This is a genomic window from Treponema sp. OMZ 798 (assembly GCF_024181385.1).
GTDB lineage: Bacteria > Spirochaetota > Spirochaetia > Treponematales > Treponemataceae > Treponema_B.
Genome location: NZ_CP051305.1, coordinates 1,200,574 through 1,225,771 on the forward strand (window position 1 = coordinate 1,200,574; position 25,198 = coordinate 1,225,771).

Consider the following 25,198-nt stretch of genomic DNA (forward strand, 5'->3'; position numbering starts at 1 on the left):
AAAGCCAACTTAGGGATTCGAACCCTAGACCCCGAGATTACAAATCACGTGCTCTGGACCAGCTGAGCTAAGTTGGCATAGACAACAAAAGCGAGTTTACTCGATATACCGAATTTTGTCAATAGGTTTTATGAAAATTTTAGATAATTTTTGGATATCTTTTAAAAACCGATTTTTTAGAGGCTTCCTTTTATAAATTTGATTTCTCCGTCAGATCCGGCATACAAAAGATATTCCGTATCGGGTTTAAAGTTACGTAAATTTACTGTTTTTATCCTTGCATAAGAAAAAACCTTTAAAAGGTAGGGGGAAAAAACTGCATATCCGTAAAGGCTTTTTATAAGCTCTCTTTCTTCCTTTGAAAAAAAAGAATAATCGTAAATTGCAGGATACCCATTTCGGTTATAATAATCAAAAAGTTTTACACCTGTGCCGTACTTTGACTCATTCGAAAAAAGGCGGTAAGGAAATACAATCGAACCTGACTCAAAGGTAAAAACTATACATTCAAGATTAAGCTCCCATCCATGCCAAGCCCTTTCGTAACTGTTTATAAGATCTCCCTTAGGCGTAAAAAAAGAAATAACGGCACTGACCGTTTCGGTATTTTGTCCGAATGTTTTTATCACCGTGCCCGTATTATAAATACTTAAATTTAATTTGGAAAGTTTTTGTTTGACGGAATCTAATTGATAATTATAAAAGTCTGCCAATCCGAAGATAAAAAAAAACAAGAGAGAAACGGATAAAAAAATAATTAAAAACCTTTTTTTTCTCTTTAACGGCAAAATTACACCTTTCCAATAAGTTTTAAAAAAGCCTCTTCAGTTATGATGGCTGTTCCCAATTCTTTGGCCTTTTTGTTTTTAGATGAACCTGAATCCGGGGTATTGGTTACAAGATAACTTAGGCCCTTTCCAACGGAGGATTTTACGGTTCCGCCCTTCTCTTTTACCAAGGTCTCAGCTTGAGCCCTCTTCATCGTCTTAAGCTCCCCTGTAAAACAAAAACTCATTCCTTTTAAAACGGCCCCCTCTTCGGCCGAAAGGGGGGGCTTAATTTTTATAAAGCCCTTATCAACCAATCCTGTCATCTCATCTTTTAAAATCGAAAGATTGGTTACCAAGGTACGGGATAGTACCTGCCCGAACTGATAAACATTTGCGAAATCTTCTTCTGAGGCTTTAAGAAGTTTATCCAAATCATCAAAACCTGCTTCTTCAAGTTTTTCGACCATGGCTTCGCCGATTCCTTCTATGTCGAAGCCTGCAATAAATTTGGTTAAACTTATTTCTTTTTTGGAATGAAGAGCCTTATATACCTTTTCGGCAGAGAGCTTTCCCATACGGTCGATAGCCGCCAATTCTTCAACGCTGAGGGTGTATAGGTCCGTAATCGAATTTACCCGCCCCATCTCAAAAAGCCTTCTTATAAGGGTAATGCCGAAATCCCTTATATCAAGAACGCTTATCCATTTTTCGATTCGGTGATGAATAAGCTTAGGGCAGCTCATATTGGGGCAATAAAGCCGGGTTCCCTCATTGGTAAGAGTGGTGCCGCAAACCGAGCAGGTATCGGGATATTCTATCTCCTTAGCATCCGGAGGGTTTTCTGCAAGGGCTTCTATTTTCGGGATTATCTCCCCCCTCTTGGTTACCACTACCCGGCTTCCTGTTTTCAGGTTGAGGGCCTTGATTATATTGGGGTTTGCAAGGCTTGCTCTTTTTACGGTAGTGCCTGCAAGGCGCACGGGCTCTATAAGGGCTATGGGTGTATAGGTTGCCCCCGACTCGCTCCATTCGATTTCTTTTAAGACTGTAACCGCTTCTTCGAGGCTGAACTTAAAGGCGATCTGTTTTTCGGGCCGGGCTCTTTTCATGTCATCGGGATCGATTGTATCGTTTTTTATTACAAGGCCGTCTATATCGTAGTCCAAGGAAGGACGGATATCCATAACATGGGCCCTATATTCTATTACCTCATCGATGCTTTTACAGTATTTTACTTCAACACAATTAAAGCCCGCTTCTTTAAGCCAGAGGAGTTTTTCTGATTCGGTTTTAAAGGGGGCTTCTCCCGTAAAGGGGCGGCCTATGCTTCCTTGGACGGCATCATAGGCAAAGAGGTTTAGGTGCTCGCACATTTCCCCGGTCTTTTTTTTCATAAGCCCGTTTGCGGCATTTCGGCAATTAGCCTTATCCTTAAAGTATTTTTGATGAACGGAACGGAGCATTATAACCTCGCACCTGATTCCTCCCGAAAAGGGTTTAGCCCCATCGGCACCGGAACTGCCTTTTACCTTAATTTCTTTTATCAGCCCCTTCATTTTAAGAACATTTTCGGTTATATCGTCTCCGATTTTTCCGTCGCCTCTGGTAACGGCGCGCACAAAGCGGCCTTCTTCGTATTGAAGCTCAAGACTCGCTCCGTCCATTTTATATTGGACGATATATTCTTTAAAGGGCATCTTTAAGGCCCAGGCCTCAAAAGAAGGCGGATCGGCAGCCTTTTCCTGACTTCCCATAGGAATAATGTGTTCGGACTTTGGAAAACCGTCGGTAGATTCTACAGGAACGGTAAAAAAAAGTTTATTTTGAGGATCCAGTTCCCTTAACTCATCCCAAAGAGCATCGAATTCCGCATCCGAAATTTCAGGCTGGGCATTATAATAAAGGTCTTGATGCCTTTTAATAGTTTTTTCAAGGTCTAAAATTCTTTTTTCTTCAGTTGTTACCATATTGCTCATTTTTTAAAGTTTTTCTATTTCCATTGCGGAAAGGCCTGTAACTTGTATAATTTTCTGAGTTGAATCCCCCAGCTGTTTTAACAACCGTGCAGTTTCAAGTTTTGCTTGATAAGATCCGTCAGCAAAAGCAATTTCCCTTTCTTCTGCACGCTGCACGGCTATATCGGTTTCATAATTATATTCGGCTAGTAACATATTCACTACCTCCTTAGTCTTACGTTTTAAATAATCACGCAAAATATCATTTGCTATACATTCTTCAACGGCTTTTTGAAAGCCGTTTTGAGGATCATCTTTTTTCCACCTCCGTACAGTGTCTACAAATACGGTATACTCATACATAGTTTTGCAGTTTTCCAATACAGGATGACGGTTTTGCCGATTTATGTTGATGACCTTCACGGTCAACTCAAGATTAGGTTCTTTTACCTTTTCTATAAAAGCTTCAGACAGTTTTAATATTTTGTCACATGGAAAAGGTTCTTCTCCATTGTAGAAAACATAAAACTCGGGCGTCGGAATATTTAATAGTTTACGGCTGTATTTTTCTTTCGATTCAAATATAGTTTCATAAAGTCTGCTGATATATTCAAGGCAACGCAAAGGCATATTGGGGTTGATAGTTGATTGATGCTCTGCTAAAACTATTATTTTGTTATCTACAAGATAAGATACATCATTATAGAATGCCATATATAAAACTTGATCAAGTCTGATATTTTTCATCCTTTCGGTAGCCGTAAGTGAAGTATCATGCAAAGCATTATATAGCGATAAAAAATTTTCTTTTGCGTTTTCATCTTCTGCAAAAAGGTCGACAAAAACCGAATCCTTATATTTTCTGTTTGCCGTACTCATATCCATTTCCTCATTATCTGCATTATAGCATAAATTTAAGGATTTTAAAAGCTATAGGTATTAATTTTAAATAAAGTATACTTTAAAATCAATTGCCAATTTTATGCTTTTGTGATATATTGTGAAGTGATGAGTAAATTAAACAAACGGCTTGAAAATATCGAAAAGACTCTTGATTTATTTTTACCCGAAAATGTAACATCCTCTTGGATTTCTCAAAGTTTCGGCGAATTAAATGCAAATTTGTCCGATGACTTTTTTTTAAATATAATTAACCCTGTAAGGGATTTGGTAAAGCGGGGCGGAAAAAGGTGGAGACCCCTTCTATGCGTACTTTCATGTGAATTGGCCGAAGGCGATCCCGAAAAGGCCTACCCCCTTACCCCCCTCATAGAGTTTTGCCATACGGCAAGCCTTGTCCATGACGATATAGAAGACAAGTCCGAAACCCGCAGAGGGGCTCCGGCTGCTCACATAAAATACGGGCTTGACACGGCCTTAAATTCCGCCTCATGGCTCTATTTTGAAGCCCTTAATCCCCTGATCAATTACAAGACATCCGAATCGGTGAGGGCCGGAATATACTCGCTTTATTCTCAAAATTTAAGAAGGCTTCACTTAGGGCAGTCGATGGATATAGGCTGGCATTCAAATCCCGATATCATTCCGTCCATCGATGAATACATAACTATGATAAGCCTAAAAACAGGCTCGCTTGCAAAGCTGGCAGGAGAGTTGGGCTTTACAGCTGCTGGTAAGGCTATGAATGAGATTTTGGAATACGGAAAACTTATGACCGATATGGGAATAGGTTTTCAGATCTTGGACGATGTTAAAAATATTACCGACGGAAATGCGGGGAAAAAACGCGGAGACGACATAGTCGAAGGCAAAAAAAGCCTACCGGTAATTTTTTATGCAGAAGAAAATCCTCGAGGCGCCGAAAAAATAAAGCTTTTATTTAAACAGGCAGCCAAGGAAGGAATAGAATCTCCGGCCGTAGAAGAGTGTATTTCGGCTATTTCTTCTTCAAGGGCCGTAAAAAGGGCCGAAAATTACGGTAAAAAGATTGTAGAAGCTTCATTGATAAAGCTTCAAAATAATTACGAACAAAACGAAGCAAAAGAACTTATATTCGATTTGTTTAACACGATATTGAGGTAGAAAATGCAAGAATCGGCTCAATTTTTTAACGATACGGGAGTCAGCATGTCGATGCAGGGGTTTCATAACGAAGCCATAGCCTGCTTAAAAAAAGGACTTGCCCTTGAACCCGACAACAGCCTCATGTGGCTTAACCTCGGCTTAAGCTACTACGCGGCAAAAAGACAAAACGACAGCAAATTTGCCCTTTTTCAATCTTTAAAATACAATCCCTATGAGGCTGATGCCTGGGATTCTTTAGGCCTTGTTCTATTTGAAACGGGAGACATCGATCAGTCCGAAAGAGCCTTTGAAAGCGCCTTAAAACTGGAACCTGAAAACGGCCGAGTTTGGAACAATTACGGAACTGTGCTTTTCAATAAAGAAAACTATAAGGCTGCAAGAAGAGCCTTTGAATCGGCCGTTACCCTTGACCCCGAAATGGGAGATGCAGTGTTTAATTTGCGTGACACCTATCTTGAATTAGGTATGGATAATTTAGCCGAAAAATGCAATAAGATTTTAAAAGAAATGGATTATCAAGAATAAAAATGAATATTTTATATATTGCCGAAATTACAGGAAAGGCAGGTGTTTGGCTTGTAAAGACACAACTTTCAAATTTAAAAGAAAAATATAAGGCCGACTTTGTTATAGCCAATGCAAACTCTGCTACAGGTTCAGGAGGTCTTGGAAAGCAGCATGCCGTCTATTTAAAAAAATTGGGAGTTGACTGCATAACTTCGGGAGATTTAATCTTTCAAAAAAAAGACTTGGTGGATGACCTCCATAAAACGCCTCATGTACTCCGCCCCTTTAATCTTCCATCAGAATCACCCGGTCAAGGATGGAAAATTTTTAACTTAAAGAAAAATAAAAAAATAGCTGTAGTTTCAGCCATCGGAAGAATAGGCCGGCACAAGATCATGGCAGAAAATCCCTTTACGGAAACCGAAAAACTTATTTCTCAATTAAAGGAAGAAGCGGATCTTATCTTTGTAGATTTTTCTTCATTTGCAACTGCCGAAAAGCAGGCCCTGGGCTTTTTACTTTCAGGAAAGGTTTCGGCCCTTATCGGATCGGGTACACGGGTGCAGACAGCCGATGAATGTATTTTAGAAAATAAAACGGCCTATATAACGGATGCAGGCAGAACAGGAAGCCTTAACTCGGTCGGCGGATATGCGATTGAAGATAAAATAAGAGAATACCGAACCTGTCTTCCCGATTTTGGAAAAGACGCCTGGGCCCGCCCCGCCCTCCAGGGCCTTTTTATCAAAACAGATGATGACGGAAACACGATAGAAATAAAAAGAATTTTTGAGGAGTCGGAACTTTGCAAAGACACGGAATAGTTACCTCAGTATGGATCGATAAGAATACGGAAAAGATAAACATAGATTTGGATAATTCACAGACTGAAGAGTCCTGCTCTATAAAACAAAAAGACTGCTATGCGGTAAAAAGCTGTGCAACATGCGGGGGCTGCGGCTTTGCCGGAAAAAACAAGGAAACGGGTCTTTTAGCAGTGAGCGGAAATAAGATTACGGCCTTAAACAAGAGCGGCAGAAATTTAAAAAAGGGAGACCCTGCTATTGTCGAAATTAAGGAAAATCAAACAAGAATTCAAGCCCTTTCTTCGGTTATCCTTCCTATCCTCATGGCCATTGTTTTCAGTTTAAGCTTCTACTTCTTTTTTTACACCGAAAAAGCAATTGTAGGAGGTCTTTTTTTGGGTCTCATAATGGGAACAGCCCTAGCCTTTTTACTAAAAAATAAAATGGGAGATAAGGCCCTGCCTCAAGTAATAGGTTGATTTTTACTTACGGATTAAATACTCCGGGCTGAGGAGCCCTGATTCTTACCAAGGCTGTAAAGGCATCGGAGTTTAGGTTTATAAATTCTTCTATCGAAGTTTCTTCCCCGCTTTCATACACATCGATATGAAAATTCCCGAAAACGTCAAAATAAGGAAAAAAGGCAGCAATATGGTGATACTGACGCAAGGGGGGATTTCCTTTTTCGCGGCTTACTGCACCAAGATAAAAATGCCCTGGCTCGCTTATTGCAAGATAATAAAGGAGAGCTTGTAAATAGGGAGTCTGATAACCTGCATTTTTTTCGTATCCTTTAAACGAAGCAAAATCCTGTTTTACATTCTTTTGTTTTATGGGAGGCACAAGGGCAAAGGGTTCAATTGTAACATCGACGCCTGAACCGATTGGTTTTATTGTACGCTTTACATTTAGAGTTAAAGCGGCAGCGGCCAAGTTTCGTATCCATTCAAGCCCGAAATGGAGGGCTCTTTCCTTGTAAGGTTTTGTAAAATAAGTATCGGGTACATCGGTTTCGGTTTTAAGACTTTTAATAAAAATTCCCTGCCCCGCTATGGGCCTAATCATTCCGTCCACTATCCACTTTGCAAAACCTGAGCAGTTTACCCCGCCCCTTATGTCTTTAAGTCTTTGATCGGGGCGAATGGCTTTAACAATATCGTCTTCGCTTTGAGGCCTTCCGTCCATCAGATGAACAGGCTTACCGAATTCATCAAAGGCCCCGTCTTCCATATAGACCAAGGTTTTTAATCTGTCTCTGATGGTATCGGAAGCAGCTTCTACACCATTATAAAAAATAGGCGGATTAAATATGTCCCATGGAAGCATATCTTTTGTAATGTCTTTTAGTTTTAAAAGAGGCAGATAATATAAATTTTCAAAGGGAATACCGACAGATATATCTTTTCGTACATAGGCATTAAAAAGACAGATACTTATTAGGGACTTGTTTTTTGAAGATGAGGGGCTTATACTCAAATAAAGCTCAGGGTTTTCGCGAGGATAAATTTTAATACAGTCAGGAGCTCCGGTTTCATAATTCCTATATAAAATCCATGTCCCCTGCGGAACTTTTTCGAGGTTTGAAAACTCTGTGTCTACAGGGCTTACAACTACAGCTAGGAGATTTTTTTCTTTTAGATACACAGACCTCACCTTAAAAAGATTACCTTGAGAGTCTATTTCGATCTGTAAATGTTTTAAGGCTATTGTCTCAGGAGAATCAAGCAGCCAATCTCTTGCAATATCCCTTCTCACCAAGGCTGAATCCGGAACCCTGTCTAATGGAACAAGAGGAATCAGTCCGTCATCGGCCTTTAAAAATTCGCTATCGTATGACTCCTTAATCTCGTCATCAGAATAAACCGAAAAAAACAAAATAGAAAAAAACAAGATAAAAATATATCTTTTGAACTTAATGTTAAGACTGCCCATGTTCATAGTATCGGATAAATTGAGGGAGAACTTAACCTGGTTGAAGGCTTTAGAAAGAATCTTACACCTTTCCGCCTGTTCACCACAGGCAGAAAGGATTTTTCAGAACCTATTTATACTCATCCTTGATATATGAATCGGGAGAGTCTTTTCTTTGCTCCATCAAAGATTTGAACCAATCGGGAGCATTCGATAAATCGACCATATTGGGGAGCTTTTTTTGATAGATATTAAAAAAATCGGCACAATAAAGAAGCCATAGAACATTACCGTTTTCTCCGGCTGTTGAGGCAAAAAAACTCTTTTGTTTGTCTTCAGTTTTTAATACTTTTTCAATTCTGGTCCAAAAGATATCCTCATACCCAATCTCTTCTGTGGTGTATTTAAAAGTATTTTCACCTTTTAAGAATTTATTCGGAACCAGTATCATTTTACCGTCTTCAGAAAAGGAAATTTTATTGACATCCCTACCCCAATCATAACAACTTATATTATAATTCTCAGTAAGCAATAGCTCATACTTTTCATTTACAAAGTCGGAAGGACCTTTAATATAGTCCTTATTTTTATCCCCGCTTCTGGGAGTTGCATTAACCCAATAAAAGTCTTTTATAATCTCTCCGGAGTTATCAGCAAAAGAAATTCTAAATCTGTAAGGTTTAAGATTTTTTAAATCTTTAAATACATATTTGGTACTTCCATCTGTAATAGTTATTTTTTGACCATTCTGATACTTGTCATGATACCACTCAATAATAACACCTTTTAAATATTTATTTGTAGTCCATGAAACAACAACTTCTTTATTCCCTGCTTCTACCTTGGCATTTAAAGCAGAAATTAATAAATCTTCTGCACTTTTACCGTAATTAGGAACGGTTTTACGGTACTCCAACACTTCTTTAAACCAATCCGGAGCATTTTTCATATCGACCATTGAAGGAACCTTTGCTTCATAGACATTTATAAAATCGGCAAGATATAAAATATAAAGAACATTGCCGCCCCAATCATTTACCTCAGCAGCTTGCCAAGGCCATTGTTTTTTATTGGTATTTAAGACCTTACTCATCCTTGTCCAAAGCTTGTTACCGGAATCAGAATTTAACCGTTCAATTTCTTCTTCATCAAATCCAAAAACCTTTTCGGCCTCTTGGTAAGAAAAAGGAAGCATAAGCCTTTTACCGTCTTTTGTGAATTGGATTTTTTCTGAAAGCCCCTCGGTTGTAAATCTTATTTTTTGATTCGATTTAAGAAGTTTTTGCTCATTTTTTTCGCTAAAATAAGGCTCTTTTCCTTCTTTTCCGCTTCCGGTTGTCTCGCATCCGGCAAAAAAAAGACTTACAATAATTGTAAATACAACAAAACTAAAAAAATATTTCTTCATCTAAAGACTCTCCTTTTAAGTCCTTCAATTTTATGGTTTTTTATTAATTTTGTCAAGCAAAAATCTCTGATTTTATCAGCTCCAGATTATACAAAATAATAATCTTATCTGCCGTTCCGCCTGTGGAGATATTGTTTTTTTCGCACCATACCGAGAATTCTTTTATGGCAGTTTCTCGAGCCGAATCTTCCTCTATGCAAAGCAACTCTTTGGCCTTTTTTTGTACCTCAAGTAAGGCTTTTTCTCCCCTGCGCTTTATAATTGTAGTGTCGCAGGTGTTTGCAATAATATTAAGAATAATTTTTAAAAAGTCATAGCCTTCCAAAGAAGAAGTTTTATAAAGCGGAAGGAGGCTGTCAAAATGTTCGGCAAAGCCTGAGAGGGCCGGCCCCCTAACTCCCCTGCTCCCCAAATTATTAAAGGCTTGTAAGGAGGCAGGGGAACATTCTTTAAGTTCAAAGTCTTTTTTTAAGGGAAGAGAAAAGGACGCTATTTCCCTGCTTAAATCGGTGAAGGCTTTTTTTTCTTTTATTATACGGAATGTGCAGGCATTTAAGATAAGAAGCAAAAATAATGCCCCCTTATAGGTGTTTACCCCGCCCGTTAAATCGAACAGTTTTTTTTCTTGTTTTTTTCCATACTCACGCAAGGCCTCAAAGGATTCGCAATCTTTTTCACTTAAATTTTTAATTGCACTCCCTATTAGGGGAATACATTTTAGCATGAGTAAAAAATCCATATCCCTGTGGGAGCCTTGAGAATTAGCCGTAACACAGCCGAAGCCTAATGGACGGCAAAGCTCTGCAAGTAGGGAGCTTTCGGTTAAATTACCCAAAAGCTCAAAAATATCTCCATCGTTAGACAGGTCGTAAGACCAATCTTCATGAACTTTTTTTAAGATAAAATCCATTATTTCTTTTTGGGAATGAGCACGGCTCCTCGCACAGATCACGGCATCTTTTTCGCATAAAAAACATTTCCGCCTCTTATTATTTTGGGGGAAATCATTGCGCGAAAAAAGTTTTTCCGCAGTTAAAACATCGATATCGGCAAGTCGGCCAAGAGATTCATCATCTTCAATTTTTATGCTCAAAGCCTTCACTTCCAAGGGCGGAGCATCTACAATCAAAAAAAAGATTAAGCCCTCTTCATCAGTATAGGAATGAAAAATTTTTAGCGGAGCCATCTTTTTTTTACATTCCAAAAAAATGCGGTATACAATCCAATTCGATTCGATTGAGCCCTTTTTTCCGCCCGGAATATTGGCCCTGATTACTACAAGTGTTTTAAAAGGAAAACGGCTTAAAAGCTCTTTTTCAAAAAAGTCGGTTTTTTCTCTTTTTTCCAATAAAGACAGGCTCATCTTTTCTCCGGTATTAATTATTTTTTTCTTTTAAAGAACTTAGAAAATTATATGTCGCTTCCGGTAAAAATGAGCGGACTTCTTCAAGACTTTTATTTTGAAATGCACTTCTTACTTGAGTTGCAGAAATGACTTTGTTGTTGTGAGTTTTTTTCCTCTCAATTATTTTTACTTCGCATTTGGGAGGCAGCTCATTTAACAGGGTTTGATTATATATTTCAGTACTCGGATCCAAGGGCTCTTCTCCCAAAAAACGAATTTTAATATTAAACAGAGGTACAAAATATTTTAAAAATATCCTTGCATCGAGCTGGGTTTGATTTTTGTTAATCAAAGTTTTTTCCTTTAAAAAATAAGACGGAAAGGTTGCAGAACTTATTAAAAATTGAGATGAAGGAAGCACTATTACATTTTTTAAGTCTTCAGTATTTTTTTTGATAAGCATAAAACGGTCTTGAAAAGAAAAAAAACTTTTATCTGTTTCAACCGCAAAAACCAAAAGGCGTTTATCGGTTCCGCAATGCTCTAAGGCCTTTTCTATTAAATACCTATGCCCAAGGGTAAATGGATTTGCATTCATAACTATTGCCGCGTTTTCGGTTTCCCTTATATCGCCGGGGCAAAGGGGAAGAAGTTCATTTTTTAAAACATCTTCTACAGTTTTTTCTCCCCTATATAATAAGGCAGAGTCATCCGATGAGGCTAAGCTTATAAAACCGGCCCCTGTAAAAAATGAAACGCTTGATCTTTTTGTAAATATAAAGAAAGACTTATAGCCCTCGCCGTAGGCTTCCTTTAAGAGGGCCGAAAGAATTTCATCGGTAAGGCCGAGGCCCTTAAATTCATCCTTGACGGCAAAGCATTTTAAGATATTTTTTTCACGCCCTCCGCAGGCGGCCAAATTGTCGGCCTCATCAAAGATACCGTAAACACTTTCAAGAGAATCTTCAATAAGACCGTTTTCTTTTAAAAGAGCCGAAAAGGCTTCTTTCCGGCTCTTTATTTCTAAATTGATTTTTTGTAAATTAGTCATTTACCTTAGTTGAGGCTTTTTAAATACTCTTCACGGCCCAGCTTGTAAAGGTTGTTTCCCTTAGAATCAATGATACATGTTACGGGGAAGTCTTCAACATAGAGCTTACGGACAGCTTCAGCTCCCAAATCTTCATAGCAGATGACCTCAGCCGATTTAATTCGGCTTTTGATTAAGGCGGCTGCTCCTCCTATAGCGGCAAAATAGCAGGCTCCATGCTCTATTATTTTTGCAACTACCTCATCGTTTCTTTTTCCCTTTCCGACCATGGCCATGAGCCCCTCATCTAAAAGCTGAGGGGTATAGGCATCCATGCGGTAGCTGGTGGTGGGGCCTGCAGAACCTATTGGTTCTCCGGGCTTTGCAGGGCTCGGTCCTACATAGTACATAACAGAGCCTTTTACATCTATGGGGAGTTTTTCACCTTTTTCCAAAAGTTCGCATAAGCGTTTATGAGCTGCATCCCGCCCTGTATAAATATAGCCCGTTAATAAAACGATATCTCCGGCCTTAATATCTTTTAAATCTTCCCTCGTAAGGGGTGTTGTAAGCTTTTTCATTTCAGACATTTTCCTCATCCTCCCTTATAAAGTAACTTCCTTATGGCGTGTTGCATGACAATTTATATTTACACAAATAGGAAGACCTGCAATATGTGTAGGATAGGTCTCAATTAAAACACGCAAAGCTGTAGTCTTTCCGCCGTAACCTTGGGGGCCAATTCCTAAGGCGTTGACTTTCTCAAGCATTTCTTTTTCTAAATCTGCATAGAAAGGATCAGGATTATAACTATCCATCGGTCTCATCAAGGCTTTTTTGGCTATTAAGGTTACCTTATCTACAGTGCCTCCTATTCCGACACCTACTACTATGGGAGGACAGGGGTTGGGCCCTGCAAGTTCTACAGTTTCCAATATGAATTTTTTTACCCCCTCAAGGCCGTCGGAAGGCTTAAGCATTGCAAGGCGGGACATGTTCTCGGAGCCGAAGCCCTTGCCTGCAAACATAATATGAAGTTTATCGCCCGGAACAATATTATAATGAATTACGGCAGGCGTATTATCCTTTGTGTTTACCCTGTTGTAAACCGGATCGGCAACAACGGATTTTCTTAAATAGCCTTCCGTGTAGCCCTGCCTTACACCCTCATTGATAGCGTCTTCAATGTAGCCGCCTTCAATGTGTACATCTTGTCCGATCGTAACAAAGATTACGGCCATTCCCGTATCTTGGCACATGGGCGAATTCGTTCTTTTTGCAATATCGGCGTTTTCTATAATCTGATCGAGAGTATCACGGGCCAGACTCCATTTTTCGGCTTCCCGCGACATCTTTAAACTTGTTAATACATCTTGCGGAAGATAATAGGCAGCCTCAATGGCCATCCTCTTAACTTCTTCCGTAATTTTTTTTGCTTCTACAATGTGCATACTCAAAAATACCCCCAAAAGTTATTCTTGGGGGTAATTATAGAACATTAAAAGATTACTGTCAATTGATGAGAGATAGACTTAAAGTTTAATTGTTTCTACCATGTAACGGATAGAATTTCCCATTTTATCGTATTGATGTTTTTCGATTACAAAGATGAGGCTTGTGTTTGTATTATCGATGATTACTTTTTTGATTGCATAATCGCGTACACCTGATCTGGTCTTTCCTTTTTGACCTGTTGATTTTTTTATCTTATTGCCGCTGGGTTTGATTATTTCAACTTCAATATAAAAAGAAGCTTCTAAATTGGATTTTTTATCCTTGTAGAGCATTACCTTGTACTCATCATTGGTTTCAAAATCTTTAAAGATCAAGGTTGTTTCGTTTATTGTAGAATTTGTGGCCGAATAAATAGCCCTGCCTTCATTTTTATCGCTTATATTCCATTTTGAAAGAGAAAAATTAGCCCTGTCTAAAAGGCTTAAAAATATATTTTTACTGTCTTTATCGGCTGTCTCTGAGGTAGGGCTTGTTATAAAGCGGCCTGAAGGCAAAAACTTATTTTCTGCTACATCTACTCCATAAATTTCTGCATAAGCACGATAGGTTTGATCTGTTAAACCGTATTGTCCGAAAGCAAATTTGCTTCCGTCAGGTGAAAAACCTAAATTAACAAAGGTAGCAATATCGCCTGCAAAAAGAAAAAAAGCACAAAAAATAAAACAAAAAGAAATCAGAGCTTTACGCATAATAACACCTCTCATCTAGCTAAAGTATCGGCTTAAAAAAAAAGAACTAAAGCATTTTTACCCTTGCGATAAGGCCGGTTCTTTTTTTGTAAAATTGTACATGGTTTTAAGGGCTGCAAGGGGGCCTATTATCGAAATAAGCACAAATGTTAAAAGAAAACAGCCGAGTATCCAAATAAAAGAAGGGTTTAAAAAAGGCAGCTTCATTCCTGTAACAATTGCCCGGTTAAATAAAAAAACAATCAAACACGATAGAGCTGTACCTATAATCGCTCCCGACATGCTTATAATAAGAGACTCCAAAACTGCAAGCTCAAATAACTTTTTTTTGGTGCTTCCTATTATCCTTAACATTCCGAATTCTTCTTTGCGCTCATTAAAAATCGAAGAAAAAGAAACCGCCAAAACTATAAATGAAAGAAGCCATAGGATTGCAATAAGAATATAAACATAGATATTCAAGCTTGAAATACTTGAAGATATATTTGTCATCATTCTTTTTGATATTAAAGGATAGATTTCTTCTCCCTTAAATTCTTCCCTTATCTTTTTAGCAACAGCTTTTACATCGTATCTTGGGTTTATTTTTACCATAACACTTGAAATCAAATTTTCATCTTTCGCAACAGGATGCTGCATAATTCTTTCATATTCTTTTGCAAGTTTTCTTGCATTTTCTATTGTCATAAAAATAGAATTATCGAATCCCATTCCGGTTTTGCTCAAGCGTCCTGCAATAACAAAGGGCTGATTAAAAAATTTTACTTGAGAATTATAATCTCCCGATATATTACTTCCAACCACAATTTGATTATCTAAAAGAGAAAGTTTTATTTGTTTTTTAAGCCAAGGTTTTACATTAAAATCGGAATCAAAATCAATACCGATAATTTGCAAAGGAAAAGAACAGCAGCCTGCAGAAAGGGTTGCAATAAAAAGCTGGGGAGATGCAAGTTCAACACCTTCAATTTTTTTGATGCGTTCCACAACTTCCGCATCAAAATAGAAACTATTCGGCTCCCCTCTCAATAAGGCACTTTCAATTTTTGAATCATAGCCTTGAGGAACGACAATAATATCTGCACCCAGACGGTTCGACAGGGACGACATTCCCCCTTTTAAACTTTTTACCAAAAAGCTGCCTGCAAATAAACTAAAGGCTAAAACAGCCGTAAGAATAATTAAGCTTGCAGTTCTAAAAGGCTTTCTCTTCATGTTTAATTTTGCAAGCTCAAATACTGTCAGTTTTTTTATCTGTAAATTTTCCATAAAAATTCATTGCAAAAAAAATACTTAATTTTCTTTTGCATCCTTTAATGCAGTTTCAACAGCATCCTTAAACAGTTTATAAGAAATTGAAGCACCGGCGATTACATCGACCTCATCAATGTTTTGAGCCTCAACCAATTTTTGACCGTACTCTGCCGAGCGTAAAACCGAGGCTTGGGCAATCTTATAAAGCCCCATGTTCTTTATAACACCATCCGTTTTCCCGTAATCGGGGCCCTTTAGGTTTCCGTTTTTTTCGTAGGATAAAAAGGTACATTCTACTATCTTATTGTTTTCAACCTTTATTTCGACTTCCGCCGTTCCACCCCAATCATCTTTAAGCCCCGAAAGAGCCTTATAGACACCGTCTTTATATTTTACGGTTTTCTTTGTTTCCGGTTTTGAACAAGAAAAAATACAAGTAACACAAAGTGCAGCCAAAATAATTTTATAATGCTTCATACATTCTCTCCTCTTGCAGGTCTTACCCTACTCATTTTTTCGATTCTTGCTATCTTACCATGCTCAAGAACAACCATCCGTTCAGCCTGATCTGCGACCTCAGGATCGTGGGTTACAACTATGATTGTACTTCCGGCATTGTGAAGCTTTTCAAAAATTTCCATAACAAGTTTTTCGTTTTTTTCGTCAAGGTTTCCAGTAGGTTCATCGGCAAGGAGGAGCTTTGGATGATTTATCAGGGCTCGTGCAATACAGACACGCTGCTGCTCTCCCCCCGATAATTGATTGGGAAGATGCTTGGCTCTTTCTTTTAAGCCCACACTTTCAAGGGCTTCAAGAGCTTCCTTTTCATCGGGGAGGCTGTGATAGTATTGGGCCATCATAACATTTTCAAGGGCTGTAAGATAGTTTACAAGATGAAATTGCTGAAAAACCAAGCCTATCATATCCCTTCTGACTATGGTCAATTCCTTGGAAGAAAGTTTTGAAATGTCCTGCCCTGCTAAATCAATCTTTCCCAAAGAAGGCTTATCCATACAGCCTATTATATTCATCAAAGTGGTTTTTCCCGAACCTGAAGGCCCCATTATCGAAAGCCACTCCCCCTCTTCAACCGTCAAATTTATTTTATCGAGGGCTTTAAGATCTCCGTATATTTTAGAAATTTCGGTTAAGGTTAAAATATTCATAAATTAATTCTCCTTAAAAATTTAAGATTACTCTCCGCGCAAAACAAGAGCCGGATCTACATCCACAGTTGCCCTTACGGGAAAGAGGGATGAAACAATGGTAATGACTATGGAAGAAATAACGGTAAAGGGAGCCAGTCTTATGGGAAAGGAAACCTCTCTTGCAAAGACGCTTATACTTACATTATTTGCAAATAAGTAGCCGAGCCCCACTCCCAAAACCCCTCCCATAAGGCCGAGCATAACAGCTTCTCCCAAAAAATCTATAACAACACTTTTATTGGATGCACCTAGGGCTTTTTTTAAACCGATTTCTTTTCGGCGTTCAACTACTACAGCCATCATGGTTGTAGTTACGCATATCATAGTCAAAAACAAAACGATGATTGTAACAATCCAAACAAGGGCTTGTAGTTTACTTAAAACCGTGTCCTGGGATTCTGTAACACGCTTAACAAGACGGGGGGTAATGCCTTCAGCATTTTTTAAAACTTTTTCGGCAATCAAATTAAGATAATCCCTGTTTCCGTCAATACTGCATTCGATTACATCGAAGACATCGTTATAGCCTATAATATTTTTTATATCTTCAAGGCTCATAAAGATAAACTCTTCTTCAACACCTCCGGTAGTAACGATGCCTGAAACCTTGAACTCGTTTACGGTTACATCGCCGTCAGGCTTAGGAGTGTTTACAATAAAATTATCTCCTACGGATAAACCTATAGCCTTACTGATTTCATGGCCGATTAAAACTTCTTTTTTTTCGTTAGGCCATTGTCCGCGTACAAGCCAATAGGGACTATTGTTCTTTGCATTTATAAGATTGGTTGCGGCTATCATATAGGGCTGCTCGTTTACCTTTGCAGGTTTATAAATATAAGGAGCAAAGCCTACAAGTTTTTCAGATTCTATTTCTTTTTTTATTTTATCGATTTGCTCTTTGCTTATTTTTATATCGCTTTCGGAAGGAAGAAATATCATATTTGCTCCGTATGAGCGGAACACAGTTCCCATCTGCCGCGGAATGTCGTAATAAATAGTCAATAAGCCCGATAAAACGGTTGAACCGATTGCAATAGCCAGCAAAGCTACCAACATTCTTGAACGGCGCCGCACTAAAGAACTTATTATCATTTTAAAATACATCTTATTTTTAGTCATATCTTAAAAACTCCTTAAAACTTAAATGCGGACTCTTATTTTCCGTGTAAAACTTCCGTGGGATTTAGTTTTAATAAATATTTTACCGACGGAAGACTTCCCAAAAGGGTAATCAAAAAAATAATAAGCACCACAATAGGAATGACCATGGGAGCCGGAGGAATTGCAGAACCGAAGACGCTTCGGCCTATTATCTGAGTTAAGCCCAAACCTATAAAATATCCGGCAGAGCCTCCGATAATTCCTATCACCATAACCTCGGTTAAAACCGAAACGGTAACTGCAATATTGCTGGCCCCGATAGCTTTTTTTAAACCGATTTCGGCCCTTCTATCCATAACGCTTGCAGTTACCAAGTTTGAAATACCTAGGGCCGAAGCTATCAAACTTAAAATCGTAATTAAAAGCATGAGAAGGGTTGTTTTATTTAAAATAGCACCTTCCGATTCTGCCACTTGTCTTATCGGCTTTGCAACCGCATCGGTTATAACTTCCTGAATCTGATAACAAATGCTGCTTACATAGGCGGTACAATACCATATTTCCATTTCCTTTATCGTTAGACTTAAAGGGCTTCTTGCAGCCTTTCTTGCCAAATCATTGTCGGGAGTTGTCAAGGCACTTACCTCGATGCTTTCACAAACATTTGTCTTTCCTAAAAATTCTTGGGCCGTATGCAAGGTAGTAAAAATTACCTCATCTTCATTGCTTCCAGAATTAAAGATTGCAGAGACCTTTAAGGTTTTAGAGGCTGCAGCGCTTGTCAGTTTAATTTCATCCCCTACCCTAATATTGTTTCTTCCCGCAAAAAGACTTCCTACCATGCAGGAAGAATTATCATCATCCGAAACCCAGTTTCCGTTTACCTCCCACCAGGTACGCATTCTTCTTATTCCGGTTATAACCTCCTGCCCCGTATGCAAGTCTATCAAAAAATCAAACCATGTACCCGACAAGCGGACAGGCTTATCCGCCCCGGCATAGTCAACTTGCACATTTAAAAATGGCGCATAATCGACAATATTGTATGCCCAAAATATGGTTTTAATCTTATACAATTCATCTTCTTTTAAAAATTTTTTTGTATTTCCGGATTCTTCCCCGTAAATATCATCTAAAAGAGAAGATTCCTTATGAGCAACATTAATATTGGCTCCATAGGTTTTAAGTTCTTGGTTTACCTTATCTCCTACACCCAGCATTGTGTTAAGCATAGAAGTTGAAAGGCTTGCTCCTAAGGCAATCGTAAAAGCTATCATTACCATTTTTCCTTTTTGCCTAAAAAGGGAGCCGGCTATCATTCTCCAAAACATAACATCTCCTATAAAAACTTTTTGCTATTTAAAACGATGAGCCTCAGACTCAAGGTCGGATATTTTTATTTTAATATTCCCGGCATGCACAATATAAGGAATAGGAACAGGATTACATCCTCCGGGAAAACCTATGGTAGCCTTATTCATAACTACATCGCAAAGTTTGCAGATTACTTCATTATTCCTTTCAAAATAACCGCTGGGGCCGCAGATATCGCAGGCATCAAGGCCTACCCCATACGCACCTTCACTTTTTTTTATGGCAATAAAGCGCATGCTGATTCCTTCTTCCGTTATATATTCATAGCGGTGAAGTTTGTCGTCCTCCAGCTGTTCTAAAGAAATAACAGCCATACCGTCTTCGATTGTATAATTTTCAGGCGGAGATAAGGGAACCTCCCTGTCCACATAAAAACGCAAAACGGATAAAGAAAAAACCGAAATCAATAAAAGGCTTAAAGAAAATCGAGCCCATTTTTTTGCATTCCGTTTTTTTGCTTTTATCTTTCTTAATTCTGCATTATTATTATATGCTTCGGTAATTTTAATATTTTTTTTCCATAAAAGAATCGGAGCAAACATTATAAACACAATAACTGCAAATATGAAAAAGTTTCCGTTATTTACCACCGTTGCAATAAGCCAAAAAATAAAATCATTCCGCGGAATTATTCTTAAAGAATATAGGCGCTGTATAATCACAACAATTTGAGTTATTCCGAAAATACAAAGAGAAGCTATTACGGTAACTTTTAATTCGATATCGGATAGCTTTATCAATGTTTTATAAATCGAAAGACTTGCAAGAATAATAAAAACTATTCCAAGTAAGTAGCCTATAAGTCTATATAGAACAAGGGTGCTTACGGCACTTTCACCGTAATTAACCAAGGTTGTCGAAAGAGTTATAATAACGGGAAGATAATAAAATATGCTTGATGCCGTATATAAAAAGACGGCTGTACTAAAAACATTTTCATATACTAACGAAGTTTTTGTTTTTGCTTTAAACAATAAAAGAACAATTAAAATTAAAAAAAAGATACTGACGGGAATCATCGACCAAAAGGCAAAATTGGTTCTGTTTATGTAATTAGGAATAGACCTTAATATTGCAGAAACAATACTGCCGATAAATCCTGTAAGTATACCGAATAAAATAATATATCTTTTCTTTTCGGGTCTTTGGGTTCTAAACGAAGCAAAAACTACTGCAAGGACTAAGGCAAAGCCGATACCGGCTTCAATGCCCCTTATATAAAACTTTAAGATAATGCACCTCCCAAAACGCCAAAAATAACCGCCGAAGCCTCAGCCCCGACGGTTACAAATTAAATGAGTAAGTTAGTATTAAATTATACTACTACCGATTGGGCAAGTCTACCACTGGGGTCCTGTCCATTCAAAATCTTTCCATTCAACAACGATGGGTTCCGTCCAGAAGCGTCCGGTAACACCTGTTTCTTTATCGACGTGGATAAGATAATCATTTCCCGGTGCTTTAATTTCAAACTTGATGTTGTACTTACCTAAGCCTTCTTCAAATTTTACGTTAGCACCATAGTGAGGTCCGTCACTGGCGTTCATAGGCATAAATGCAACTTCCTGTACCTTTGAAGAACCTACTTTTTGGATGTAAGCCTTAACACGTAAGTAAGGAACAAAGTCGCCTACACCGTAACCCAATGCTGCGCCTTTTTCATTGGCGGCAATATCGGCTTCCATGTGGCAGTCAGCTTCGTTCTTTGACAAGCTGTTACCGGCAGGTTCCATATCTACAGGCTGAAAATAAACACCTGCAACCGTTAAGATTCCGGCATCCTGCTCATCGCCGATGGGGAACTCGTCAAAACCGGCAGCGCCCTCTTCTTGAGGTGTAGGAGCAGCAGGTTTTTCTGCGGCAGGAGCAGGTTTCATTCCCTGATCTGCCGGTTTTTTTTCGCATGATGTAATTACAAAAGCAATTGCAAGCAGTGCAAAAATACAAGATAAAGTTTTTTTCATGTAAAAACTCTCCTTTATATTTAATTTTTTTGGCCTAAATTAATTATTCTTTGCCTTCTTCTTTCTTTTTTAATTCGGCAAGAATCTTTTTATTTTTTTTGACATATAAGCTCGAAAAAACAATAATCGTAATTAAAACGATTATTTGAGGTATCAAACTTTCATAGGTTGCATATATGCCTAAAAAATCCAACTCAAAATTTTGCATCCACGGGATTATGGTTTTACCGACTACTCCGGCAGCCTGCAATTCCGAAACTCCTTTTCCGGTAAACGAAAAACAAAGTATGTACATCAAAATACTTGTCACCGTAAAAAAGGGCTTCAAAGGCAGCTTTACGCTTAAAAACCTAAAAGCAAGAAAGACGGCAATCAAAATTACTGCCGATAATACAACAGCTAAGATCATAGCTCTTTGACCGCTTGCTCCTTGAACGGGAACTCCTTGGAAGAACAAAATAAGCTCGGCTCCTTCCCTTGCAACGGCAATAAAGGCCGCAAAGATTAAAACCCATTTATTGCCGGTAGATACGGAAGATTCAACCTTCTTTTGAATGTATCTTTCCCATGCTTCCGTTTCGGACTTTGAAATCATCCAGTTGCTTACATAGAATAAAACTATTACAGCAACAAACATACCGATGCCTTCAAAAATTTCTTGAGCTATACCGCTTTGCGCTCCTGCCAATAGTCCGAATAAAAAGGCCAGCACAATGCTTATCAATATGCCTGCAAGAGCTCCTACATAAACGGAAGAGATGTACTTCTTTTTTCCGGTTTTTACAAGATAGGCGATAATAGCCGCTATAACCAAAATAGCTTCCAAACCTTCACGCAATATAAGTACAAAACATGAAATAAAGGTTGCAACAGCGGCAGATTTTCCGCTTCCTCCCTTGTTATTTGAAGTGCCGTCAAGTTCAGCGGCATCATGGTAGAGCATTTCAATAAGAGCATCCTTATGAGCTCTTATCATTTCGTTATCTTTATCGCTTTTTACGTTTTTTCTGTATTCATAGAAAGCATTCTCAACGGCCGTTTTTCTCGCACCGGAAAGATAGCTCATCGTTATCTTTTCCATTCCCTTAGATTCGTAATATCTAAAATAAGCGGCATTTACTTCATCATAAGCTTCACGGGTCTTACCCTGTGTATATAATTCATAAGCATTATTCAGGTGAATTTCCATTTTTTCGACTATTTTTGTCCATGAACTCAAGTCCTCTTTTTCTTTTGCTGAAATAGAAAACAAACAAATGAATAAAAACAAAAATAATAAAAGATGTTTATAAAGTTTTTTTAACATATTAGCTCCAATTTTGTAATAATGGACTTACAAAATCTAATTTAAGTATATCAAGTCAAAAAAATAATGTCAAGGTTCTCTTACATATTTTTTAAGTTTTTTTTAAGATTAAATGAGAAATGTAAAAATCAGCTAATAGTCAACTCTCCGTCATTCATTCTATATATGATACTGTCTTCATTTAGAATTCTTGAATCGTGAGTTACAATCAAAACGGCAGTGCCTAAATTATTAACAGTTTTTATAAGGTTCATAACCGTTTCTGAAGTTTCTTTGTCAAGATTTGCTGTAGGTTCGTCTGCAATGAGCAATTTAGGAGAATTCATAAGAGCTCTCGCTATCAGCATTCTCTTTATTTCTCCGCCGGATAAATTTTGAGGCATCTCATTTTTTAAATGAGCTATATCCACAAGTTCCAAAAGACTTAAAGCCCGTCCCTCACTATCGCCGTCCCTGTTAAACAAAAAAAACGGAACTCTTACATTATCAAAAACCGAAAGATTAGGCAAATAAGCCAAAGACTGAGGAACAAAGCCTATTACTTCATTGCGGTAAAAGCTTTTATCGATGTCATTCATAGAAGAAAGGTCCTTATCTTCAAAAAATACCTTCCCTTCAGTGGGATCCAAAATACCCGATATCAAATTTAGAAAGGTTGTTTTTCCGGAGCCTGAACGCCCAACAATAAATACAAAGTCCGAAGCATCAATCGTAAAATCGACATTTTTTACGGCAAAAAAAGAAGTCTTACCTCTGGTGAAGGCTTTTGAAAGAGATTTTGTTTTTAAAAGCATAAGTTTCCTTCTTTGTATTAGTTTACTCGATATTTGTTTATTCGCATTTTTCCTTGCGTGAAAGAAAAACATAAACTGCACTTACTGCCATTAAAGTAATAGCCAATAAAATAACTACAGGCTTTGTATACATATTACAAGCCATATTTGAGTGCTTACAAGTGCCTATAACAAGGGTTTCAAGCAAAATCAGAACACCTCCGATTCCGATATTATAAACGGATATTCCGAAACGGGATTTTTTACAGATAAAAAAAGCGAGTCCTGATAAGGCAATCAAGCCGCCCAAAAGTCTTACGGCTTCTCCCATCCAATGGCATTTCATAAAACCGCCTCCGTCTTTTGGAGGGCATACATGGGCAAAGCCGAACGGAGCAAATAAAACCAATAACCCGATTATAATAATAAGTACACTAAATATGTATCTTTTCATTTTTATCTTCCTATAGAATTTAAAATATTGTCTTAAACATAATAAACACATCAAAAAAAATATCAACACAATATTACATAAATTTTACTCTTTTTATAATTTAACTCTTGTTTTTATATATACCCTCATATTGACCTCGGTAATTTTTTTTTATATAATACCGCCGATTATGGATATCTTCGATATTATAGGCCCCATTATGATAGGGCCGTCCAGTTCGCACACGGCAGGAGCCGTCAGAATAGGATATTTAACAAGGGTTCTTCTTGCAGAACCGGCTATAAAGGCAAGAGTATATTTACATGGTTCCTTTGCCTACACCTACAAGGGTCACGGTACCGATAGGGCAATTGCAGCAGGCATTATGGGGATGAAGCCCGAAAATGAGCGTATCAGAAACAGCCTTACCCTTGCAAAAGAGCAAGGTTTGGACATCACCTTTGAACCTATAGACATTCCTAATGCGCATCCGAACACCGCTTTAATTGAAGTAACAGGCATTGACGGAAAGGAGCTTTTCGTTCAAGGTTCATCTATAGGGGGCGGGAATATCTTAATTACCAAAATAAACGGAAAGCCTGTAGAGCTAAGCGGTAAAAATCCGACACTGGTGGTAGAATATCAGGATATTCCGGGAAGAATAGCTGCCATAACCAGCGTAACGGCAAAACACAAGATAAATATTTCTCAAATTCATATCGGAAGGGATTACCGAGGAGGAACCGCCACAATGTGCCTTCAAATGGACGGTTTGAGCGTCGGCCCCGAATTAAAGGAAGATATTTTACAAATAGACCACATAAAAGATGTAATCCTAATTCAGCCGGTATAACTTTAAAAGGATAAACAATGAACGCAAAAACAATAGAGTATAAAAAAATAGAAGACCTTATACAAAGGGCTTCAGAAAAATCTTTAAGAATTTCGGATCTTATTTTGGAAGATCAAAGCAGCTTCCTTGAAGAGAGCAAGGAACATTGTTTTGAAAGAATGCAGGAGCATTTAAACGTAATGCTTGAAGCTATCGATAAGGGAACAAACCCCGATATCCGCTCAACAAGCGGTCTTACGGGAGGCGATGCCTATAAAATATACGAAAGAGCGGAAAACGGCAAGGCTCTCTGCGGCCCCCTCCTTGCAAACGGCATAAGAATGGCAATGGCAGTTTCGGAATTAAACGCCTCAATGGGAAAGATAGTTGCAGCCCCGACAGCAGGCTCCTGCGGTATTCTCCCGGGTGCAATCGGAGCTGTTCTTAAAACAAAGGATGTAAAAAAAGAAGACGCCGTTATGGCTCTTTTTACAGCCGGAGCTATCGGCATGGTTATAGCCAATACGGCTTCCATTTCGGGAGCAGAGGGCGGATGCCAAGCGGAATGCGGCTCGGCTTCTGCGATGGCTGCAGGAGCTATTGTAGAAATGTGCGGCGGAACACCCGAAATGGTTGGGCACGCAACGGCCATTGCAATTAAATGTATTCTAGGCCTTGTTTGCGACCCGGTAGCAGGCTTGGTTGAAGTGCCCTGCGTAAAACGGAATGCCTCAGGCGTAAGCTTAGCTTTTACGGCAGCAGAACTTGCTTTAGCAGGAATAAAAAGCGCCATCCCCGTAGACGAGGTTATAATAGCCATGAAAAAAGTAGGAGATTCTATGCCCTCAGCCTTGCGTGAAACAGCCGAAGGAGGACTCGCCTGCACAGCTACAGGCAAAAGGCTTCAAAAAGAAATATTCGGACAAAAATTATAAAGGATATCTTTAAAAAACTTTTTAAGAGTAAAG

The 25,198-nt window shown here is 38.4% G+C and carries 26 protein-coding genes and 1 tRNA gene; 6 read left to right on the forward strand and 21 right to left on the reverse strand.

The window, feature by feature from the left end:
* Positions 1–2 precede the first annotated feature (2 nt).
* The 4 genes from E4O07_RS05670 to E4O07_RS05685 form a co-directional block, all read right to left on the reverse strand.
* A tRNA-Thr gene (locus tag E4O07_RS05670) sits at positions 3–77 on the reverse strand.
* Positions 78–176: 99 nt separating this feature from the next.
* Positions 177–788, reverse strand: coding sequence for a hypothetical protein (locus E4O07_RS05675; protein ID WP_253687867.1), 612 nt, complete (start codon positions 786–788; stop codon positions 177–179).
* Between the two features lie 2 nt (positions 789–790).
* Positions 791–2,737, reverse strand: a complete 1,947-nt coding sequence (gene ligA / locus E4O07_RS05680; RefSeq protein ID WP_253687868.1) for an NAD-dependent DNA ligase LigA — start codon at positions 2,735–2,737, stop codon at positions 791–793.
* A gap of 12 nt (positions 2,738–2,749) precedes the next feature.
* Positions 2,750–3,604, reverse strand: a complete 855-nt coding sequence (locus E4O07_RS05685) for an RpnC/YadD family protein (protein WP_253687870.1) — start codon at positions 3,602–3,604, stop codon at positions 2,750–2,752.
* Positions 3,605–3,733: 129 nt separating this feature from the next.
* Between E4O07_RS05685 and E4O07_RS05690 the strand changes: the two genes are divergently transcribed.
* From E4O07_RS05690 to E4O07_RS05705, 4 genes are read left to right on the forward strand one after another with little or no spacing between them, the layout of a single operon-like run.
* Positions 3,734–4,768, forward strand: a complete 1,035-nt coding sequence (locus E4O07_RS05690) for a polyprenyl synthetase family protein (RefSeq protein ID WP_253687871.1) — start codon at positions 3,734–3,736, stop codon at positions 4,766–4,768.
* A 3-nt stretch (positions 4,769–4,771) separates the two neighbouring features.
* Entirely contained in the window at positions 4,772–5,296 is a 525-nt protein-coding gene (locus E4O07_RS05695; RefSeq protein WP_253687873.1) for a tetratricopeptide repeat protein, read from the forward strand.
* A gap of 2 nt (positions 5,297–5,298) precedes the next feature.
* Positions 5,299–6,102 carry a TIGR00282 family metallophosphoesterase gene (locus tag E4O07_RS05700; RefSeq protein ID WP_253687875.1) on the forward strand — a complete coding sequence of 268 codons (804 nt, stop codon included), beginning with the start codon at positions 5,299–5,301 and terminating at the stop codon, positions 6,100–6,102.
* Positions 6,084–6,563, forward strand: coding sequence for a SoxR reducing system RseC family protein (locus E4O07_RS05705; protein WP_253687877.1), 480 nt, complete (start codon positions 6,084–6,086; stop codon positions 6,561–6,563). The genes E4O07_RS05700 and E4O07_RS05705 overlap by 19 nt, the downstream gene beginning before the upstream one ends.
* A 7-nt stretch (positions 6,564–6,570) precedes the next feature.
* On the opposite strand, the gene E4O07_RS05710 is transcribed toward E4O07_RS05705, so the two are convergent.
* From E4O07_RS05710 to E4O07_RS05790, 17 genes are all read right to left on the reverse strand, one after another.
* Positions 6,571–8,022 (reverse strand): hypothetical protein, encoded by a 1,452-nt coding sequence (locus tag E4O07_RS05710; protein WP_371921955.1) that lies wholly within the window; start codon positions 8,020–8,022, stop codon positions 6,571–6,573.
* A gap of 103 nt (positions 8,023–8,125) precedes the next feature.
* Positions 8,126–9,403 (reverse strand): fibronectin type III domain-containing protein, encoded by a 1,278-nt coding sequence (locus tag E4O07_RS05715; protein ID WP_253687880.1) that lies wholly within the window; start codon positions 9,401–9,403, stop codon positions 8,126–8,128.
* 52 nt (positions 9,404–9,455) lie between these two features.
* Positions 9,456–10,766 (reverse strand): citrate lyase holo-[acyl-carrier protein] synthase, encoded by a 1,311-nt coding sequence (gene citX / locus E4O07_RS05720; protein WP_253687882.1) that lies wholly within the window; start codon positions 10,764–10,766, stop codon positions 9,456–9,458.
* Positions 10,767–10,779: 13 nt separating this feature from the next.
* On the reverse strand, positions 10,780–11,799 hold the full coding sequence (locus E4O07_RS05725) for an adenylyltransferase/cytidyltransferase family protein (protein WP_253687884.1): 1,020 nt from the start codon (positions 11,797–11,799) through the stop codon (positions 10,780–10,782).
* A gap of 5 nt (positions 11,800–11,804) precedes the next feature.
* Positions 11,805–12,368, reverse strand: coding sequence for a Fe-S-containing hydro-lyase (locus tag E4O07_RS05730; RefSeq protein WP_253687886.1), 564 nt, complete (start codon positions 12,366–12,368; stop codon positions 11,805–11,807).
* 15 nt (positions 12,369–12,383) lie between these two features.
* Positions 12,384–13,229, reverse strand: coding sequence for a fumarate hydratase (locus tag E4O07_RS05735; protein ID WP_253678994.1), 846 nt, complete (start codon positions 13,227–13,229; stop codon positions 12,384–12,386).
* Positions 13,230–13,310: 81 nt separating this feature from the next.
* Positions 13,311–13,982 carry a DUF2259 domain-containing protein gene (locus tag E4O07_RS05740; RefSeq protein WP_253687888.1) on the reverse strand — a complete coding sequence of 224 codons (672 nt, stop codon included), beginning with the start codon at positions 13,980–13,982 and terminating at the stop codon, positions 13,311–13,313.
* Between the two features lie 57 nt (positions 13,983–14,039).
* Positions 14,040–15,251 carry an ABC transporter permease gene (locus tag E4O07_RS05745; protein ID WP_253687890.1) on the reverse strand — a complete coding sequence of 404 codons (1,212 nt, stop codon included), beginning with the start codon at positions 15,249–15,251 and terminating at the stop codon, positions 14,040–14,042.
* Between the two features lie 24 nt (positions 15,252–15,275).
* Positions 15,276–15,713 (reverse strand): FMN-binding protein, encoded by a 438-nt coding sequence (locus tag E4O07_RS05750; protein WP_253687892.1) that lies wholly within the window; start codon positions 15,711–15,713, stop codon positions 15,276–15,278.
* Positions 15,710–16,402: an ABC transporter ATP-binding protein gene (locus tag E4O07_RS05755; protein WP_253687894.1), complete on the reverse strand. Its 693-nt coding sequence runs from the start codon at positions 16,400–16,402 to the stop codon at positions 15,710–15,712. Before E4O07_RS05755 ends, E4O07_RS05750 begins: the two co-directional genes overlap by 4 nt.
* A gap of 27 nt (positions 16,403–16,429) precedes the next feature.
* Positions 16,430–17,566 carry an ABC transporter permease gene (locus E4O07_RS05760; RefSeq protein WP_253687895.1) on the reverse strand — a complete coding sequence of 379 codons (1,137 nt, stop codon included), beginning with the start codon at positions 17,564–17,566 and terminating at the stop codon, positions 16,430–16,432.
* Positions 17,567–17,601: 35 nt separating this feature from the next.
* Positions 17,602–18,879 carry an ABC transporter permease gene (locus tag E4O07_RS05765; RefSeq protein ID WP_253687897.1) on the reverse strand — a complete coding sequence of 426 codons (1,278 nt, stop codon included), beginning with the start codon at positions 18,877–18,879 and terminating at the stop codon, positions 17,602–17,604.
* A 24-nt stretch (positions 18,880–18,903) separates the two neighbouring features.
* Positions 18,904–19,941, reverse strand: coding sequence for a Fe-S-containing protein (locus tag E4O07_RS05770; RefSeq protein WP_253687898.1), 1,038 nt, complete (start codon positions 19,939–19,941; stop codon positions 18,904–18,906).
* A 321-nt stretch (positions 19,942–20,262) separates the two neighbouring features.
* The gene (locus E4O07_RS05775; RefSeq protein ID WP_253687899.1) at positions 20,263–20,886 is read right to left on the reverse strand and encodes an iron transporter; all 624 of its coding nucleotides are present in this window, start codon (positions 20,884–20,886) and stop codon (positions 20,263–20,265) included.
* Between the two features lie 43 nt (positions 20,887–20,929).
* Positions 20,930–22,192 carry an FTR1 family iron permease gene (locus E4O07_RS05780; protein WP_253687900.1) on the reverse strand — a complete coding sequence of 421 codons (1,263 nt, stop codon included), beginning with the start codon at positions 22,190–22,192 and terminating at the stop codon, positions 20,930–20,932.
* A gap of 128 nt (positions 22,193–22,320) precedes the next feature.
* Positions 22,321–22,986 (reverse strand): ABC transporter ATP-binding protein, encoded by a 666-nt coding sequence (locus tag E4O07_RS05785; protein WP_253687901.1) that lies wholly within the window; start codon positions 22,984–22,986, stop codon positions 22,321–22,323.
* 37 nt (positions 22,987–23,023) lie between these two features.
* Positions 23,024–23,419, reverse strand: coding sequence for a DUF4418 family protein (locus E4O07_RS05790; protein WP_253687902.1), 396 nt, complete (start codon positions 23,417–23,419; stop codon positions 23,024–23,026).
* A gap of 169 nt (positions 23,420–23,588) precedes the next feature.
* On the opposite strand from E4O07_RS05790, the gene sdaAB reads away from it, so the two are divergent.
* Complete coding sequence (sdaAB, locus tag E4O07_RS05795) at positions 23,589–24,251, forward strand: L-serine ammonia-lyase, iron-sulfur-dependent subunit beta (protein ID WP_253687903.1); 663 nt, start codon at positions 23,589–23,591, stop codon at positions 24,249–24,251.
* A gap of 17 nt (positions 24,252–24,268) precedes the next feature.
* Positions 24,269–25,165, forward strand: a complete 897-nt coding sequence (sdaAA, locus tag E4O07_RS05800) for an L-serine ammonia-lyase, iron-sulfur-dependent, subunit alpha (protein WP_253687904.1) — start codon at positions 24,269–24,271, stop codon at positions 25,163–25,165.
* Positions 25,166–25,198: the final 33 nt, after the last annotated feature.